The sequence below is a fragment of the Ligaoa zhengdingensis genome (assembly GCF_014384885.1).
Lineage (GTDB): Bacteria > Bacillota > Clostridia > Oscillospirales > Ruminococcaceae > Ligaoa > Ligaoa zhengdingensis.
Window position 1 is genome coordinate 43,049 of sequence record NZ_JACRST010000008.1, and the last position, 16,988, is coordinate 60,036.

General features: G+C 58.1%; 14 protein-coding genes. 4 read left to right on the forward strand and 10 right to left on the reverse strand.

Annotation, left to right across the window (positions count from 1 at the left end):
* Positions 1-30 precede the first annotated feature (30 nt).
* From H8711_RS06970 to H8711_RS06990, 5 genes are all read right to left on the reverse strand, one after another.
* Complete coding sequence (locus H8711_RS06970) at positions 31-2,547, reverse strand: CalY family protein (protein WP_249282752.1); 2,517 nt, start codon at positions 2,545-2,547, stop codon at positions 31-33.
* Between the two features lie 459 nt (positions 2,548-3,006).
* Positions 3,007-3,675: a hypothetical protein gene (locus H8711_RS06975; protein WP_249282753.1), complete on the reverse strand. Its 669-nt coding sequence runs from the start codon at positions 3,673-3,675 to the stop codon at positions 3,007-3,009.
* Positions 3,672-5,552 carry a hypothetical protein gene (locus H8711_RS06980; protein WP_249282754.1) on the reverse strand — a complete coding sequence of 627 codons (1,881 nt, stop codon included), beginning with the start codon at positions 5,550-5,552 and terminating at the stop codon, positions 3,672-3,674. The genes H8711_RS06975 and H8711_RS06980 overlap by 4 nt, the downstream gene beginning before the upstream one ends.
* Before the next feature lie 202 nt (positions 5,553-5,754).
* The gene (locus H8711_RS06985) at positions 5,755-6,675 is read right to left on the reverse strand and encodes a transglutaminase domain-containing protein (protein ID WP_249282755.1); all 921 of its coding nucleotides are present in this window, start codon (positions 6,673-6,675) and stop codon (positions 5,755-5,757) included.
* A gap of 17 nt (positions 6,676-6,692) precedes the next feature.
* Positions 6,693-7,442 carry a GntR family transcriptional regulator gene (locus H8711_RS06990; RefSeq protein WP_249282756.1) on the reverse strand — a complete coding sequence of 250 codons (750 nt, stop codon included), beginning with the start codon at positions 7,440-7,442 and terminating at the stop codon, positions 6,693-6,695.
* A 413-nt stretch (positions 7,443-7,855) separates the two neighbouring features.
* On the opposite strand from H8711_RS06990, the gene pyrB reads away from it, so the two are divergent.
* Genes pyrB through H8711_RS07005 form a run of 3 tightly spaced genes read left to right on the forward strand, consistent with a single transcriptional unit; the run spans position 7,856 to position 9,616 of the window.
* The gene (pyrB, locus tag H8711_RS06995) at positions 7,856-8,776 is read left to right on the forward strand and encodes an aspartate carbamoyltransferase (protein WP_249282757.1); all 921 of its coding nucleotides are present in this window, start codon (positions 7,856-7,858) and stop codon (positions 8,774-8,776) included.
* A 1-nt stretch (position 8,777) separates the two neighbouring features.
* Positions 8,778-9,203, forward strand: coding sequence for an aspartate carbamoyltransferase regulatory subunit (locus H8711_RS07000; protein WP_249282758.1), 426 nt, complete (start codon positions 8,778-8,780; stop codon positions 9,201-9,203).
* Between the two features lie 35 nt (positions 9,204-9,238).
* The gene (locus H8711_RS07005; RefSeq protein WP_249282759.1) at positions 9,239-9,616 is read left to right on the forward strand and encodes a RidA family protein; all 378 of its coding nucleotides are present in this window, start codon (positions 9,239-9,241) and stop codon (positions 9,614-9,616) included.
* Between the two features lie 45 nt (positions 9,617-9,661).
* Here the strand turns inward: H8711_RS07005 and H8711_RS07010 are convergent, their stop codons facing one another.
* Positions 9,662-10,825: an iron-containing alcohol dehydrogenase gene (locus tag H8711_RS07010; protein ID WP_249282760.1), complete on the reverse strand. Its 1,164-nt coding sequence runs from the start codon at positions 10,823-10,825 to the stop codon at positions 9,662-9,664.
* Between the two features lie 244 nt (positions 10,826-11,069).
* On the opposite strand from H8711_RS07010, the gene H8711_RS07015 reads away from it, so the two are divergent.
* Entirely contained in the window at positions 11,070-12,404 is a 1,335-nt protein-coding gene (locus H8711_RS07015) for a CCA tRNA nucleotidyltransferase (RefSeq protein WP_249282761.1), read from the forward strand.
* Here H8711_RS07015 and H8711_RS07020 read toward each other — a convergent pair.
* The 4 genes from H8711_RS07020 to abc-f form a co-directional block, all read right to left on the reverse strand.
* Entirely contained in the window at positions 12,401-13,024 is a 624-nt protein-coding gene (locus H8711_RS07020) for a hypothetical protein (protein WP_249282762.1), read from the reverse strand. The genes H8711_RS07015 and H8711_RS07020 overlap by 4 nt on opposite strands.
* A gap of 81 nt (positions 13,025-13,105) precedes the next feature.
* Positions 13,106-13,642, reverse strand: a complete 537-nt coding sequence (locus H8711_RS07025) for a cysteine hydrolase family protein (RefSeq protein ID WP_249282763.1) — start codon at positions 13,640-13,642, stop codon at positions 13,106-13,108.
* The gene (dinB, locus tag H8711_RS07030; RefSeq protein WP_249282764.1) at positions 13,639-14,907 is read right to left on the reverse strand and encodes a DNA polymerase IV; all 1,269 of its coding nucleotides are present in this window, start codon (positions 14,905-14,907) and stop codon (positions 13,639-13,641) included. Before dinB ends, H8711_RS07025 begins: the two co-directional genes overlap by 4 nt.
* Before the next feature lie 141 nt (positions 14,908-15,048).
* Positions 15,049-16,680, reverse strand: a complete 1,632-nt coding sequence (gene abc-f, locus H8711_RS07035) for a ribosomal protection-like ABC-F family protein (RefSeq protein WP_343252681.1) — start codon at positions 16,678-16,680, stop codon at positions 15,049-15,051.
* Positions 16,681-16,988: the final 308 nt, after the last annotated feature.

A 16,988-nucleotide genomic window follows, 5' to 3' on the forward strand; every position in this document is an offset into this window, starting at 1 on the left:
TCCCACTAGCGGCGGGAGAGTGCGAAGAAATTAACCAACCGTCGGATTGGCAATCAACTCAGGCAGTTTGCCATCCTCAATCTTCCATACAGCGGCCTCCCAGCTGGCAAAGGTCGTCGCCGTGCGCATTTCGCTGGTATCTTTTTTGAAACAGAACAGGTAAGACCCCGAAGAATAGTTGTCCCATGAAGTGTTGAGCACATTATTGACATAGAAATTACCTGTCTGGAAATAGACCGAATTCCAATTTGCAGCGGTAGTAGCGCTGCCGACTGCCGGCTGCGCTGTACGGTTGGCGGCTGCAGTGGTATTAAAGGTGTTCAGCGCATTGACCTTCGCCACAGTGAAGCAATTGCTCAATGTGCCGCCGTTCAAATGACCGACCAAACCGCCCACACCGTTGCTTTGGCCCTGTTTGCCCTCAACTGAGCCCGCCGACCAGCAATTGCTCAGCGAAGAGGACATCTGGCCCACAATACCGCCCGCTGTGCCGCTATAAGTGTTGGACACGCTGCCATTAAACCAGCAGCCGCTCACCGGACGATTGCAGTTGCCCACAATGCCGCCGACCTGACCTGCCGACGTGCTGATCTCTGCTGTGGAGGAACAGTTGCTGATCGACCCGCTGTTGGACGAACCCGTAGAACTGCCCCAGGTGGAGCCAACGACGCCGCCGGTTCCTGAGCTCTTGCTGGTGACAGAACCGTTCGTATGGACATTGGTAATCGTGGTGTTGTAACTGCTGCCGACCAAAATTCCTGTATATGCCTGCGTATTATTGAAGTTCGTGTTGATATTTGCATTGATAATGGTGATATTCTTTAACTCCGCGCCGTATGCGCATCCAAACAAACCATTATAAGTCGCATAGTTTGTGCCGGAAGTCGCCGACGCAATGGTGGAGGTCACATTGCTGATTGTACGTCCGTTGCCGTCCAGGCCGCCGGTAAACCAACCGCTCGCCCAAGCGGTATTGCCGATGGGGGTCCAGTTGGCGTATCCGCTCAGATCGATATCTTTGTTCAGGATGTAATATTTGTCCAGCCCGTTGCGGACAGCGTTCAGCTCCTCCGGCGTATTGATCACAATCGCCTGCTCCCAGCTGCTGCCGTCGCCGCTGACCAGCACCTCTTCGCAGGGAACGACAAACTCGTTCGCCTCGGTCGCTGAGATGGTGAACCGGTAGCTCGCGGCCTTCGGCTCATAATTCTTGCCATTGTAGGCAATCACCGAATCGGGCGTATAGGTAAACTCACCCGCAGGGCCGCTCCCCGTGTCGGTCTTGATGACCGTTTCATCCACTTTGTACTCCACCGTATACTCATAAGTGGAGGCTGCATCGGCGGCCACTGTGAAGGTTACGGCCGATGCGCTATCGCCGGTCAAGGTGGAGGGCTGCGTCTGCGACGTGGGATCAAAGTGATAATTTTGAGGCGCGCTCACCATCTCGGTTGTGACGTTGTAAACGTTCTCGACAAAATCAGCCTTAGCGACCGTCACTTTCGTGGAACCGACGTTGACGCCGGCCGCCTCAAAGTTGACTGTGATCTCCACCTCATCCGAAGTCGCCTCATCGGCAACCACCGTGAAAGTCACTTTGGACGCTGTGCTTTCGGTCAAAGTGGAGTCCCCGTTCTGCTCCGCGGGATCGAAACGATACCCCTTCGGAGCTTTCACCATCTCAGTGGTCACATTGTAGACGCCTTCCGCGAAGCTCGATTTGGACACCGCAAGCGTCGTCGCTCCAACTTCATCGCCTGTATCCTTGTCTTCAAAGGAGATCGGGATGCTCACCTGCTGCTGATCGGGATCGAGCTCGCTGCCATCGTCGGGCAGAACCGGCCATCCGGTCCCATCATCGGCCTGCGCAGCGCTCACGAACAGCGCGCCGTGGAAATGCTTAGCCTGATATGTATTGCCGACATCTTCGGGCAGATGCGCCGCGATGACATATGCGCGCTCCTCCTTTGCCCCCAGATGTTCGCTCGGGAGGAACTCACTCGCTTCGCCGTCCTCTTTGTTCTTCGCATTCAGGTTGACGCCCTCGACGAACATCCAATCGCCATTGGCATCTTCTTCGTATACATAAATTTTGAGCACATCTTCCAGCTCATTGTGGCAGGCGACCGTCCCATCCTGCCACACGCTGATTCCATCGGTTTGCATGTTGAGGACTTCGCATCCCTCGGGAACCGCGATGGACTGCGCCGTCAGCTTTAAACGCGCGGGGAGGGTCCCCTCATTGGTGATGACCACCTTGCAAAAATAGTTGGGCGCGGGGTCGAACCCGTCCTGATTGACATTGGTCAAGTCAGGGCCGAGTTCAGCCTGAAACTGCTCCAACGTCAGCGGCCGCAGGTTATCAAATTTGAGCGGCGACATCCCGCCCATTTCGTCGCTCACGCTGATATCCAGCACACCGGCCTCAAAGTTAATATCTGCAAATCCAGCATCTGTGAACCATGCAAACGTGGCGCCCGACACCATTGCCAGTACAACCAAAACCGAAAATACCGACAGCATGACCTTTTTTGCATTTCCATGCATACTGAAAGCCCTCCCTTGTTTCGACTGAATCTTCTGAAACGATTTGCCCTTAAACACTACGGCGATAAAACCAAGTTGTCCCAAAACAGAAAGCCGCCGCACAAATATTTGAGCGACGACTGTTTTTAGCCGCCTCCATTTAAAGATAAAGATTTCTCTCATCCAACTTTTGTACCGGCTTATACGTATGGTTTTATTATAGACGAAACAACAAAAAAAGTCTACATTTTGTTCCAAAAAAATGGCCAGTAAGTGTAAATTTTATTGCTTATATGTGACCGAAAAACTGTAATAATGACCTAATCGTGCCTGGTTTATGAACAAAATGAAAACGATATTCCAGTATTTTCTGGGTTTATGTATATTTTCCCATACGCAGTTGCGGCCTGTCCCCCTCAGTGCACAATAAAAGAGACGTTTCCTTGTGCAAAGTGCAGGGGAAACATCTCTTTTATCCTACTATAATACTCTATTTTTCCCTTCTAAGAGGTTTGTCAACTCCATCTGACGCTTGTGCGCCAGTATCTGCTCGGTGCATACACCCTTACGGCGTACACAGCGGAGTTTCCAAACTGTCTGCCGCAGCGCAACTGGAAGCAGCAGGAATAGACAGAGATTCACAAATCCGGCGAGCGCCAACCCAAGTGGTTCCTGGTAGGGCTGCGCCGCCTGCACCACAGACGGCAAAAACGTGTGAGCGAGAATTGTGAGCGCTGAAATTGCAGGCAGGCAGACGATGACGGCGCCGATCATCACCCGGCTGGCGGATCTCAGAAAGAGGTCGAAGCGCTCTTCATTGTAACCTAGCTGCCGCTGGCTCAGCGGCTGGGGCCCCTCCCCCGCTTCCTGCTTGCGAAAGATACCCGATGGGGAGATCAACTGGCAGATCAGCGCCAGAACCAGCACACAGCTCACCAGCAAAATAAATCGGATTGCGACCGTCAGGGGAAGAACCAGCGGCCACATCCCCCAAAACAACACGGCTGCGACGGACGACGCGAGAAACACGGTAAACCAGTAGAGAGCGCCGGGATCGTAGAGCTTTCGCCCCTTCATCGGCAAGTTCACAAAATGATACACTGCCATTGCAGCCAAAAAGATCAAAGCAATCATCCAATATCCAATCATAATGTGCCTCCTGTCCACAGCGGTTCCAAAACGGTTTCCTCCTGCGCATCGGGCAGATCCTCCCAGCGGGACAGCTGTTCGTTCGCCCAGTATTGAAAGCTGCTGCGCAGCAGGATGATCTCCTCCCGCGGGTCGTCAAACCCGGGAATAAAGGTGCAGAGCGGTTCTCCGTCCGCCGCACGGCAGCGGTCCCGCCGCAATTCGTCGTAGCTTTCCGCAGGGATTATCCTGGCATAATTGAGCTGACAGAGCAGCGCGAGCAGTTGGCCATGGCCTTCCAGCGAGGATTTCGTCGCATACAGGGAATACCCGTTGTCCGCGGTCACCTCAGAAACGCTAAAACGCCGCAGAAAAGCGCCCAGCCGCTCGGTCGCGCCGCCCTCGCCGGGGCAGAACATCAGGCAGCCGTACACCTGCCGCGCGAACAGCGCCTCGTTGTTCACCACCTGCTTGGTTCGGGTCAGCGTATGCACCGGCCTTTCGCGGCGGGTGACCAGGGAAAACAGGATGGTGAGCAGGTCGATGAGCGCCGCCATCAACAGGCAGAAGCGCGCCATACCCGCGGTATCCGCCGCCGTCAGATTCACCAAAGGAAGCAGGTAAAGATCGTGGATGAGATACTCAGCGGCGTCTGCCGAGAGGTCCGCTTCCGGCGAAAGGGTATTGATGATTGATATCGCCCGCAGCACCTGGGTATCCAGCTCGCTTTTAAGCTCCATCGCGGTTTCCTCGGTCGCCTTTCCCCCATCCAGTTCCTCGGCGATCCGCTCAAACGGCTGGAGCAGGGGTTGTCCCACATAGGTGAGTCCCACACGCAGACGCGCCAACGCCTCCCCAAGATCACCTCCGGCATAGCCCAGCTCCCGTCCGATCATGCCGAGCTGGGAGAAAACCGCTTCTGTGCTGTCGGGCAGGCTACCGCTCTCCAGCGCATCGGCGAACCTTTCCTCAAGCGCTGCTCGAAGCGCCCCAGCCGACGCCGCAAAGTCCTCCCCCGCGCCGCCCGCATATTGATCCGCAAGTTTTCCCACGGTGGATTCCAGCGTATTCAGTCGGCTGGTGCAGGACGCAAGCGCCTCGGCAAACTCCGCCTGGCTCTCAAAGCCATACTTGCCCAATATCGCCTGCTGGTTGGCGGAGTATTCTATCCCACTGTTCTGGGCGACGCTCGACAGGTAGGCGTTGTAAGCGGCCACATAATCCTCATAGCGGCTGTAATTGGCCCGGTTGGGGGTGCTGATCTGGCTGGACAGCCCCGCGCCCACCCCCGAAAGCTCCTCCTGGCAGCTCTCCAGTCTCGCCTGTTCCATCGCCAGCTCGGTCTGGCCGCGTGTCAAGGTGTCAAACAGCGCATCCATCCGGTTTCGCACATCCGACGTGATCCCCGCCTGAATCTGGTCATAGCGACCGGTCAGATCGCGGCTGATCTCCTCGTAGCGGGTCTCCAGATAGTGCTGCGGCGGGTTGACCGTGTTATAAACGCCGATGTAGCTGTAATAGGTGGAGCATGCCGTAGCGATCAACAGCACCACCACCCGCATCGGAGCAATTTTATCGCGCAGAGAATTGCTCAAGAAATATACCGTACATTGAATGGCGAGCGCAAACAACAGCGGCGCCAAAAAGAAGACGCCCCCCAAATAGACCCGTGCGCCGTTCCAGGTGGTAATGAAGGAGATCAACTGCAAAAACAGTGTGACCACCGCCACCATCGTGAGCAGCGAATGGGTTCCAAAGACGCCGCTTCCCGTCTCCTGTTCCCCCAAAAAGGCCGCTTTTTCTTCCGCCCGCCCGCCTTTTGGGGGATGAATCCCAGAAAAGGAGGAAAGCCATCCCTTCAGGCTCCATCCTTTCCGTCTCTTTTCCTGTTGTTCCATGGTATCCCGTCCTTTCGCAGTGTGCAAAACATGCAGGGCCGCATTTTTATCATCATACCGGATCTTTCTTACGAGCGGGGCGCGGCCTTTCTTACGATATTCTTACGATTTTTCTTTTTATAAGACGACGAAAACCTTCCAGTATCTTCAAATTAGGGACAAAAAATCACCGTGGATCCAAGCTCCACGGTGATTGCGGCGGTTAGAAATCGTCGTTGATGCCGTATCCGTCCTCGCCGAACACCGGCGGGATAACCTCAAGCTCGAGGTCGGGCAGCGGTCCATACTCCGCTTCGTAGCTGCGCCTCTCTGCGGCCAACTGCCGTTCCAGTGCGAAGCGGTCAGGACGGCCGGGCTGCGGCAGCTGCTTTGGGGCGCGCGCCGGGCCGTCCACCGGACATGGGTGCATGAGATAGTCCGCTTCAACCTCTTCCACCTGCTCTTCGGTGAGACCGCCGTAGCGGATCATCGATTCCCCCCAGCGGTGATCCGCCATCATCGTCTCGTCCGATTTGAGAAAGTAGCGGTAAGTGATGGTACCGCCCCGCATCACGTTCTGCTCCAACTGCGGGTCCAGATGATACCACCGCCCATCGAGGCGCACCATCGTCCAGGCGTGATCCACAAATCCGCCGTACACCGATATGGTCAACCCCGGCAGGTACTCCGCTTCGTATCCCAGCTCGCGCAGCAGCACCGTCAACGCCGCCGCGTAATCCTCGCAGGAACCCACCCCGAACAGCAGCGGGCTGAGGGCGCGGTTGTGCAGGTAGTCGAGCGGTGCATCGGGCACCGGCTCGCGGTAGCGCCAGGCATCCAACCCCACCGGCGGGCCGAACACGGTGTTGACGATCAGATACTCATACGCCGCGCAAATCCGCTCGATTCCGGGCGGATGCTCCCGCTCAATCTGCTCTGCAACCGCCCGGGCAGCCTCCAGGACACAGTTACTTTCCTCTTGAAGCGATTCTTCCGGCGAGGGGGATGCCTCCGAAAAAGAGAAAGCCGGCCCGGCGGCCTCTTCCCGCAGTGCGGAAGGGGCGGCCGATTCCGGCGGTCGGGCGCAACCGGCGCACAGCAGCGCCGACAGTCCCGCAACAAAAACAGTTTGGAGCAGTTTCATGGGCGGACCTCTCCATTTTAGAATTTTTTGCGCAGCATGGTGAAGTCGAAAAAGTCGGTGTAAAACTCCAGCGACCGCATCACCGGACGGCTCAGCTTACAGTACCCCACCTCGTCGAGCAGGATGAGCGCCTGTTTGGGCTGCACGTTCAGCTTGGAACGGATAAATTCATCCGCATTGGTGGCCGACACCTTGGAGATGCTGGTGGTGATGATCAATCCGCAATATTTATCCAGCAGGTCAAAAACCGGCTGCGACCAGTCGAGGTCGGTGTAATCGACCTTGCCGAACAGCTCGTAAGGCAGGTAATCAATCGAGTAGATGCAGGGGGTCTGACCGGCGAGCACCCGCTTTTCGCAGACGATCAGCCGCGAGCCCTCGTCCACACACAGCAGCTCGGCGGTCTTCTCATCGGCATACTCCAGCCGCAGGCGGATACTGTCCGAATGTGGGCGGTATCCGGAGTTCTCGATCAGCTCGTTGTATTCCAGCTTGAGGTCGAACCGGTTGGTGAGGTTGACGATATCCCGGCAGATGACCGTACCGATGCCCCGCACCCGCTCGATAAAGCCCTCCCGCTCGATATCGGAGAGCGCGTCGCGGATGACCGTGCGCGATACGCCGAGGCGCTCCGCAAGCTCCACCTCAGAGGGAAGTTTTTCGCTGTTTGCAAAAATCCCCTGCTTTATCTCCTTCATCAGCAGGGCGCTCACCTGTGCCGACATCAGCTTGCCGCCAAAATGGGGCAGCTCATAATGATCCGCCATCGTCCCGATCCCCCTTTGCGTCCATCGGTTCAAACGGTTCTTATCAGAACCCTGGAAATGCGATAAGATAGAATTACAATTGGTATGACTTTCAGCCAAATTCCGCTGCGATGGAGTCAGCGGCTTCAGCCTTTTTCTCCATTATAGTCTAAAGTCATACAAATTACAACCAATTCCGCGAAAAAGGAGGGAAGCGTGCAGATCCAGCCGGCCTGCCCCACGCAGTGACTGCCGCCGGCCAAAAGGAGGCGACGCGCAGATTAATCAACAAAAAAGCCGCGGAATTGACAAACCGAATCTGTCATTACGTAAAAATTTTCCGGGATGAAAAAATCGCAGGAAAAATCCATCAAAACATGTTATAATCAGAGGCGGTAAAAAGGATTTTGCTGCAAGCTATCGGAGGAGAAAACATGAAGCATCTGATCGATCCCCTGGACCTCTCGGTGGAAGAAATCGCCGAACTGCTCGATGTGGCGAGCGACATCGAAAAAAATCCTCAAAAGTACGCCGAAGTCTGCCGCGGCAAGAAGCTGGCGACCCTGTTTTATGAGCCCAGCACCCGTACCCGCCTGAGCTTTGAAGCGGCCATGCTCAACCTGGGCGGCAGCATCCTGGGCTTTTCCTCGGCTGATTCCAGCTCCGCTTCCAAGGGGGAAAGCGTGGCCGACACCATCCGCGTGGTGTCCTGCTATGCGGACATCTGCGCGATGCGCCACCCCAAGGAGGGCGCGCCCAAGGTCGCGTCCGCGTATGCAGGCATCCCGGTTATCAACGCAGGCGATGGCGGCCATCAACATCCCACCCAGACCCTGACCGACCTGCTCACCATCCGTTCCCTCAAAGGCCGGCTGGATCATCTCACCATCGGCCTGTGCGGCGACCTCAAATTTGGCCGCACGGTGCATTCCCTCATCAAATCTCTCGCCCGCTATTCCGATATCCGCTTCGTCCTCATTTCACCTGAGGAGCTGCGGGTGCCGGACTACATCCGCGAGGAGGTGCTGCGCGCCAAGAACATCCCCTTTGTGGAGGTAGAGAGGATGGAAGAGGTCCTGCCGGAATTGGACATCCTCTACATGACCCGCGTGCAGCGCGAACGCTTCTTCAACGAGGAGGATTACGTCCGGTTGAAGGATAGTTACATCCTCGACCGCCAGAAGCTCAGCCTGGCCAGCAAGGAGATGTTTATCCTGCATCCGCTGCCCCGCGTCAACGAAATTTCCACCGAGGTGGACAACGACCCGCGCGCTGCCTACTTTAAACAGGCGCAGTACGGCGTGTATGTGCGCATGGCGCTGATCCTCAAACTTTTGGGATTGGAGGTGGACTGAGATGCTCAATGTGGATAGTCTAAACAAAGGCGTGGTCATCGACCACATCCACGCGGGAAAGGCGATGGAAATCTACCGTTACCTCAACCTCGACCGCCTCGATTGCAGCGTGGCGATCATCAAAAATGCCCGCAGCCACAAGATGGGTCGGAAGGACATCATCAAAATCGACGAAAATATCGACATCAATCTGGATGTGCTCGGATTCATCGATCCGGACATCACGGTGAACATCATCAACGAGGGAGGGCTCATCGAAAAGCGCAAGCTCAAACTCCCCGAACAGGTAATCAACGTGATCAAATGCAAAAATCCCCGCTGTATCACTTCAGTGGAACAGGAAATACAGCACATTTTTAAGCTGGCCGACGCAGAAAAGGGGGTCTACCGCTGCATTTACTGCGAGCAGGAGCACCAGCGGAAATAACCCATGCTCAAAATTATGCTCAGGAGGAATCAATCATGGCAAATCAGGTCATCACAGCCAAAAACGCGCCCGCTGCAGTGGGGCCCTATTCCCACGCCGTGCTCGCAGACAACACCCTTTACACCTCCGGCCAGTTGGGCCTGGACCCCGCCACCGGGGCGCTGCCTGAAGGTGTTTGCGCCCAAGCGGAAGCGGCGCTGAAAAATCTCGGCGCGGTGCTCGCTGCCGCCGGCATGGACTATTGCGATGTGGTCAAGACCACGGTATTTCTGGCCGACATGGACGATTTTGCAGCGATCAACGCGATCTATGCCGGCTACTTCAAAGCCGACTGCCCCGCTCGTTCCTGTGTACAGGTGGCCGCATTGCCCAAGGGCGCTTTGTTCGAGATCGAAGCGATCGCGGTAAAATAAAACAATATAAGAGACGCCCCCTGCCGCAGCGGGGGCGTCTTTTCATTATCGATAGGATTTTTCCAGGATAGAGACGATCTCAGGGACCGAAAGCTGATAGCGGTCCACCTCGAACAGACCGCCCATTGTATCCAATGCGTGATGCGCCGCCTTCTCCATCTCGTCCGCCTGGATGCCGTAATCGCTCATTTTGAGGTTGTCGACCCCGCAGGCCTTTTGCAGGTCGGCCAGCGCCTCGACAAAATCCTCGGGCTTATCGGCGTCGGCCTTGCCCAGCGCCTTGGCCATCGCCACAAAGCGCTCAGGGCAAACCTTGGCGGAGAACAGGCGGTAATACTCCAGCGAGACCATGATGAGGCCCGCGCCGTGCGGCAGATCGGGATGGAAGCCACTCAGCGCGTGCTCGAGCGAATGCTCGGAAGTGCAGCCCGAGGCGGTCTCCACCATACCCGCAAGGGTGTTGGCCAGCGCCACCATCTCGCGCGCCTCCGCGTCGCTGCCGTCCTTCACCGCGCGGGGCAGGTAGCTGCCGATCAATTCGATCGCTTTGAGCGCATACAGATCGCTCAGTGTGTTGGCAGTTTTGTTGATATAACCCTCGGTGGAATGGAACAGCGCGTCAAACCCCTGGTAAGCGGTGAGGTGCGCAGGTACCGTCATCATCAGGTCGGGATCGATGATCGAAAAATAAGGGAAGGTGCAGTCCCATCCGCCGCCGATCTTCTCGCCGCCGTCCTCCTTGGTGATCACCGTCCAGGGGTCAGCCTCGGTGCCAGTGCCCGCTGTGGTGGTGATTGCGATGACCGGCAGCGCCTTCTCCACCGGCTGTCCCTTGCCGCTGCCGCCCGAGATATAATCCCAGTAGTCACCCGGATTGACCGCCATGACGGCGATCGCCTTGGCCGAGTCGATGCTGCTCCCTCCGCCAAGGCCGATGACAAAGTCGCACCCCTCTGCTTTGCAGAGAGCCGCGCCCTCCATCACATGACTTTTGATGGGGTTGGGCAGAATCTTATCGAACAATACATAGCTCGCGCCATTTTTCTCTAACTGCTCGGTTACGCGGTCGAGATAACCATACTTCCGCATGGAGGTACCCGCGGAGATGACGATCAGCGCCTTCTTGCCGGGCAGACGCTCCGTCCCCAAGCGCTCGATGGCCCCTTTGCCGAAAAACAGCCGGGCCGGCATGTAATAAGCAAAATTCATGGTAAACGCCCCTTTCCACTTCTTTAAATGAAAAATTTTTTATCAGGCAGAGATTTCCATAAAGTCCTGATGGATTTATTATAGCATAAATCGGGCCAAAAGCGGAACTCCGCTTTTGCAATCGTCACAAACGATTGTCCGCCCTGTGGGCGGAGCCCCTTTCCGCTGAAAACAACAGCGCCATTTGAAATCAGATAAATTTTGTATTATGATAAGGAACAATAACAGACGAGGAGGTGAACGGATGGAGCTTGCCATTCCACGGGGTGTACGGGCCCTGATGAACCGGCTGGAACGGCACGGATACGAGGCGTATGTGGTGGGCGGCTGCGTGCGCGACAGCATACTCGGCCGGATGCCGCACGACTGGGATGTGACCACCTCCGCCCTGCCCCACCAGGCGATGGCCGCTCTCGAAGGCCACCGGATGTTTGAAACCGGGCTACAACACGGCACGATCACCGTTCTGACTGACGACGGGCCGGTGGAGGTGACCACCTACCGGGTGGACGGCGCCTATTCGGACAACCGGAGGCCGGACAAGGTCCGCTTCACCCCCAGCCTGCGGGAGGATCTTGCCCGCCGCGATTTTACGATCAACGCCCTGGCCTATCATCCAGGAAGCGGGCTGGTGGACTGTTTCGGCGGCGAAGAGGACTTGCGGCGCCGGTTGATCCGCTGCGTGGGCGACCCCGACCGCCGCTTTCACGAGGACGCGCTGCGCATCCTGCGCGGCCTGCGCTTCGCCTCCGCACTCGGCTTTTCGCTGGAACGGCACACCGCTGACAGCCTCACCCGCAACCGCGCCCTGCTCGGCCGTATCGCCTCCGAGCGCATCCGTGACGAGCTCGTCGGACTGCTGTGCGGGGCCGGGGTGCTCCCCATCCTGCTGGATTATGTCCCCGTCATCACACAGGTGATCCCTGAGCTCACCCCCACTGTGGGATTCGACCAAAACAACCCCTATCACATCTACACAGTCTATGAACACACCGCACATGCGGTTGCTGCGGTTGCGCCCCGGCCGGAGCTTCGCCTGACCATGCTGCTGCACGACGCCGGCAAGCCCGCTACCTGCACCGAGGATGCGGACGGCCGCCGGCATTTTTACGGGCATCCGAAGGTTAGCGCGGCGGTGGCGCGTGAAGTGCTGCACCGCCTGCGGTTTGACAACGCCACCATCGCCCGGGTTGTAAAGCTGGTCGAAATTCACGACTGCAATCTGGAGCCGACCGAGCGGTGCGTGCTGCGCCAGCTCAACCGGCTCGGCGAAGAGGTATTTCGCGAGCTGCTGCTGGTCAAGCTGGCCGACAACGCAGCTCAGAGCGAATACGCGCAGGGCTGGACCCGCACAGTGCGCGAAATCGAGCCGATTCTGGAACGGGTTTTGACCGAACAGCGCTGTTTTTCCCTGAAGGACCTCGCGGTCGATGGGACGGACCTGTTGCGCGCCGGCATACCAGCAGGTCCCGCGGTCGGCCAGGAACTGCAGCGGCTGTTGGACCTGGTGCTGGACGGTGCGTGCGAAAACGACCGCGACGCGCTGCTCGCACAGATACCGCAGTGGAAAGAATACTAAAACTCGGGCTGATACGCCTCCTCCACCTCGCGGTAGGCCACGCGCTTAATCGAAAAGTCGGTGAATTTCAGATAAGAGCAGTACGCCTCGAAGCCCACTCGGCCATACTTGGTGTTGTCGATGGGGTCAGGATCGGTGAGCTCCAATACCAGCACTCCATCGATGATGACGAACACATGGCCGTCGATGCTGCCGGTTTGGACATGGTACACCTGGCCCGGCGTAAACGCAAACAGGGGGTTGGCGGCGTTCAGCTTGTATTCCGGCGATTTTTCGATGCCAACCTTGCCGTGCCACCACCCCTGCAAACCCGCCACGTAGGCGATATCCCGTGTGTTGGTCTGTTCATTCCAACTTCCGTTCCACATCACATTGATATCGTGCGTACAGGGCAGCACGGTGCACGCCTTGAAATCCAGCATCACATTGCCGAAATAATCGGCCTTGGAGATGATCATGGCGGCAAAATTGTCCCGATTCTGGCCGACCAGCCAGCCGTCCTCAACCCACCATCGGCCGGCCCGCACCTCGAAGTCCTCCCGCAGCATCTGTTCGGAGAAGGCGCGATGGTACAGGGTTTCGCAGCCCTCCAAATCGAGTTCCTTCTTCAGCAGTCTCATAAAATATCGCTCCCTTCGATTGTCAAACGAGGCGCCCATCGCCGTGCGCGGCGGCAAGCGCCCCGTTTTTTTGCCCCAGTCTCACGCCCGGTTGGTCACCTCGATTTGCAGCCCCTCCATCACGTCGAGCACCTTTTCGTTCATCGCGTTATCCGGCGCAGCGGTCGCCCGCGCGTCCACTACGATACGCGCTTCGGGCTGCGCCGCCTTGGCGATCACCGCGTTGGAGATCACGCAGATGTTGCTGACCAGGCCCGCCAGCTCGATCTCGTCGTAGGTGGGCGCCTGCAGCAGGTATCCAAACAGCACCTTGCTGCCAAAGGTGTTTTTCTCAAGCAGCGGGTGGGGCTCCGCCAGCTCCGCGACCCTGCCGTAGAGGTTCCAGCCCTGCGTGCCGCGGATACAGTGCGGCACCGGCAGTTTCTTCCCCTCCTGGGTGTAGAGGTAGTCGTCCAGATGGGTATCCATTGTGAAGATGATGTCGTCCCCATTGGCGTGCGCGTCGTCGATTTTGGCGCAGAGAATCCCCTCCAGCGCTTCCGCCCCGGGAAAGCCCAGACTTCCGCTCACAAAGTCGTTTTGATAATCCACGATCACCAGCAGTTTTTTGCGGTTCATTCCGCGGTTCCTCCTTCATATCGTTTGGTTTTATTGATCGGCTTGCGGTGTTCCAAACCGAGGTCGTTCCCGATGGCGCTGCCCGGCTGGATGGCCTCACGGCCGAACTTGTCCCGAATATGGTCCATTGCGTGCTCCAGCCGGTCGAGCCGCTCCCGCCGGCCGTCCTCCCACCCGTCGAACAGGGAAAGCTGTTCCGCCTCACCCTGGGGCGTCACCGACTCCCCCGTCACGGTCAGCATCCGGATGGGCGTTCCCTCCTTCCAGGAGGCGTGGATCAGCTCCATCGCCCCATCGAACAGCTCAGCCGCCAGATGGGTGGGCCGCGCCATCTGCTTTTGGCGGGAAATGGTGCGGAAATCGGGCGAGCGCACCTGGATCTGGAGCACCCGGCAGTCGAGCCCCGCGCGGCGCAGGCGGGTGGCCACGCTGTCGCACAGCGCCATCACGCCGGCGCGCACATCCCGCTCGCTGACGAGGTTGCGGCGGAAGGTCATGCCGTTGCCAACGCTCTTAACCTCCCGCTCGTCGTAAGCCGAGCGCACCGGGGAATCGTCTAGCCCGGCGGCATAGTCGTGCAGCGCTTCCCCCATCCGGCCCAGCCGCCGCGCCAGCAGCGCCCGGTCGAACCCCGCCAGCTCGCCGATCGTGCGGATACCCAATGCCCGCAGGGTCTGCGCGGCTGAGCGGCCCACATACAACAGATCGGTCACCGGCAGCGGATAGACGATCTCCCGGTAATTTTCTCGGGAAATGACCGTGGTCGCATCCGGCTTGCGGTAGTCGCTGCCCAGTTTCGCGTATATCTTGTTGAAGCTGACTCCCACCGACAGGGTGAGCCCGGTCTCCTCGCGCACCGTCCGGCGGATGGTGTCGGCCAATGCTTTCGCGTCGCCGCCAAACAGGTGCAGCGTACCGGTGACATCCAGCCAGGATTCATCGATGCCGAACGGTTCGACCCGGTCGGTAAACCGCTCATAAATCCGGTTGACCCACTTGGAGTAGCGGTAGTACTCCTCGTGGTGGGGCGGCACCAGCGTGAGGTCGGGGCACTTGCGGCGCGCCTGCCAGATGGTCTCAGCGGTAGCCACGCCATAGCGCTTGGCCTGCTCATTTTTTGCCAGGATGATGCCGTGACGGCTCTCCGGGTCGCCGCACACCGCCATCGGTCCAGCCCGCAACTCGGGGCGCAGCAGGCATTCCACCGAGGCGTAAAACCCGTTGAGGTCGCAGTGAAAGATCATGCGATCCCGGCCCGGTTCCATCGCACATCCCCCTTTGTCCAACATTTCATCATTTATGATACCACAAGCGCAAAGCGCGCATGGTATCATTGCGCATATCGGCCGGAGCGCCGGGAAGGCGCGAATGGTCTGCGCATAAATATAACAGCGGCTTTGCAGCTATTATACCACGAAGCGAGGCGAAATGGTATCCACAGGCAGCCGTTTCAGTTGTACGATCTTGGTTGCGATGCGATCAGTAAAGCGGCGGTCGTGCTCGACAAACAGCATCGCCGGACCGCTGCGCAGAATCAGCTCCTCAATCTGCACGCGCGAGAGGATGTCCACAAAGTTGAGCGGCTCATCCCATACATAGAGGTGCGCACGCTCGCACAGGCTGGCCGCGAGCAGCACCTTCTTTTTTTGCCCGCCGCTGAATTCGGCGATATCCTTTTCAAACTGCACGCGCGAAAAATCGAGCTTGCGCAAAATTGCCTTGAACAGGCTCTCGTCGATCTCCCGCCGCTGCGCGAACTCCCGCAACCCGCCGCGCAAAGACGACGTGTCCTGCGGCAGAAAGGAAATTTCGAGCCCTGAGCTCAGCAGCACGCCGCCCTCATGCGGAATGTCCTCCCCCAACAGCAGGTGCAAAATACTGGATTTCCCGCAGCCGTTGGACCCGCACAGCGCGACCCGCTCCCCCGGCTCCACCGCGAAGGAGAGCGGCTCGAACAGCGGCCCGCTTCCATAATCGATCGACAGGCCGGACACCTCGAGCAGGCGCCGGTTCCGCCAATCTAAGGGGGAAATCTTCAACTCGTCGGCCGTTTCCAGGTTTTTGAGCAGCGCGGATTTTTCCTCCACGGCCTGCTGCGCCCTCCGCTCGATCACCTTGGCGCGCTTCATCAGCTTCGCCGATTTGTGACCGATGAACCCCCGGTCGGGCGGCACTTGGTCGGGCGGCCGGTGGCCAATTTTGGTGCTCTCCAGCGCATCCGACCAGCCGGCTCGCTGCTTTGCCGCCGCGCCCAGCCGCGCGATGTCCTTTTTGAGCCGCTCATTTTCCGCCAGCTCAAACGCGTCGCGGCGGTCCTTGTTCTCCTGCCAAACGCTGTAATTGCCCTGCTGCACCTCGATATCGCTGCGGTTGATCGCCATAATATGGTCGGTTGCGCGGTCGAGTAGCTCGCGGTCGTGTGAGACCAGGATGAACCCCTTCTTTCCGGCGAGATAATCCGCCACCGCGTCCCGCCCAGGCCCATCCAGGTGATTGGTGGGCTCGTCGATCAGCAGAAAGCAGCCCGGCCTCAAAAACAAGGCGGCCAGCAAAACGCGGGTCCGCTCCCCGTGGCTGAGGGTGTCGAACGGGCGGTGCAGCAGCTCGCCGGGCATCCCCAGACGGCCGAGCTCCTCCTCGATGCGGCTGTCGATGGTGTAGCCATCCGCGGAGAGGTACTGCTCCAAAACCGTCCCGTATTCGGACAGAGCCGCTTCGCTCCCGTCGTCCAGCAGGCGCTCCATTTGCAGTTCCCACTCGCGATACGGCGCGATGCAACTCTTCATCACCGCGAGTGTCTCATGCGATGGCTCCTCCACATCAAACGGAAAATACTCGAAGTCCACCGAGGCGGTGATGGCTCCCTGATAGGGGTAGCGTCCCAGCAGCAATTGAAGCAAGGTGGTCTTTCCCCTGCCGTTGCGGCCGATCAGCCCGAGCCGCCAGTCGGTGTCCAACGTGAAGGAAACATCCTCGAAGATCGGGTCAAAGCTGGTATCATAACGAAATGAAAGATGGCTGACATTGATTTGTGACACAGGCATTCCCCCAAAACGATAAAATAGCCGCAGGAAATCGATCCCCTGCGGCCATCCGTCCGGGCAAAACGCCGGCGCAACAAAAGGGGCCGCAACATGACGGAAAGACGCGCGCGGCCACACGACCGACGGTCTATCCACGCAAATTTCCTGCAGAAATGCGACAACAACCGCAGCCCCGCGGACGTTCCGTTCGCAAGGCATTCCCGATTTTGTTCGCTTGTTTTCTCGCAGATTATTTGCGCATGTTACAACCCCTTACCCTTTTTTATTTGAACGTATCATACCACGGCCGGCAGCAGCTGTCA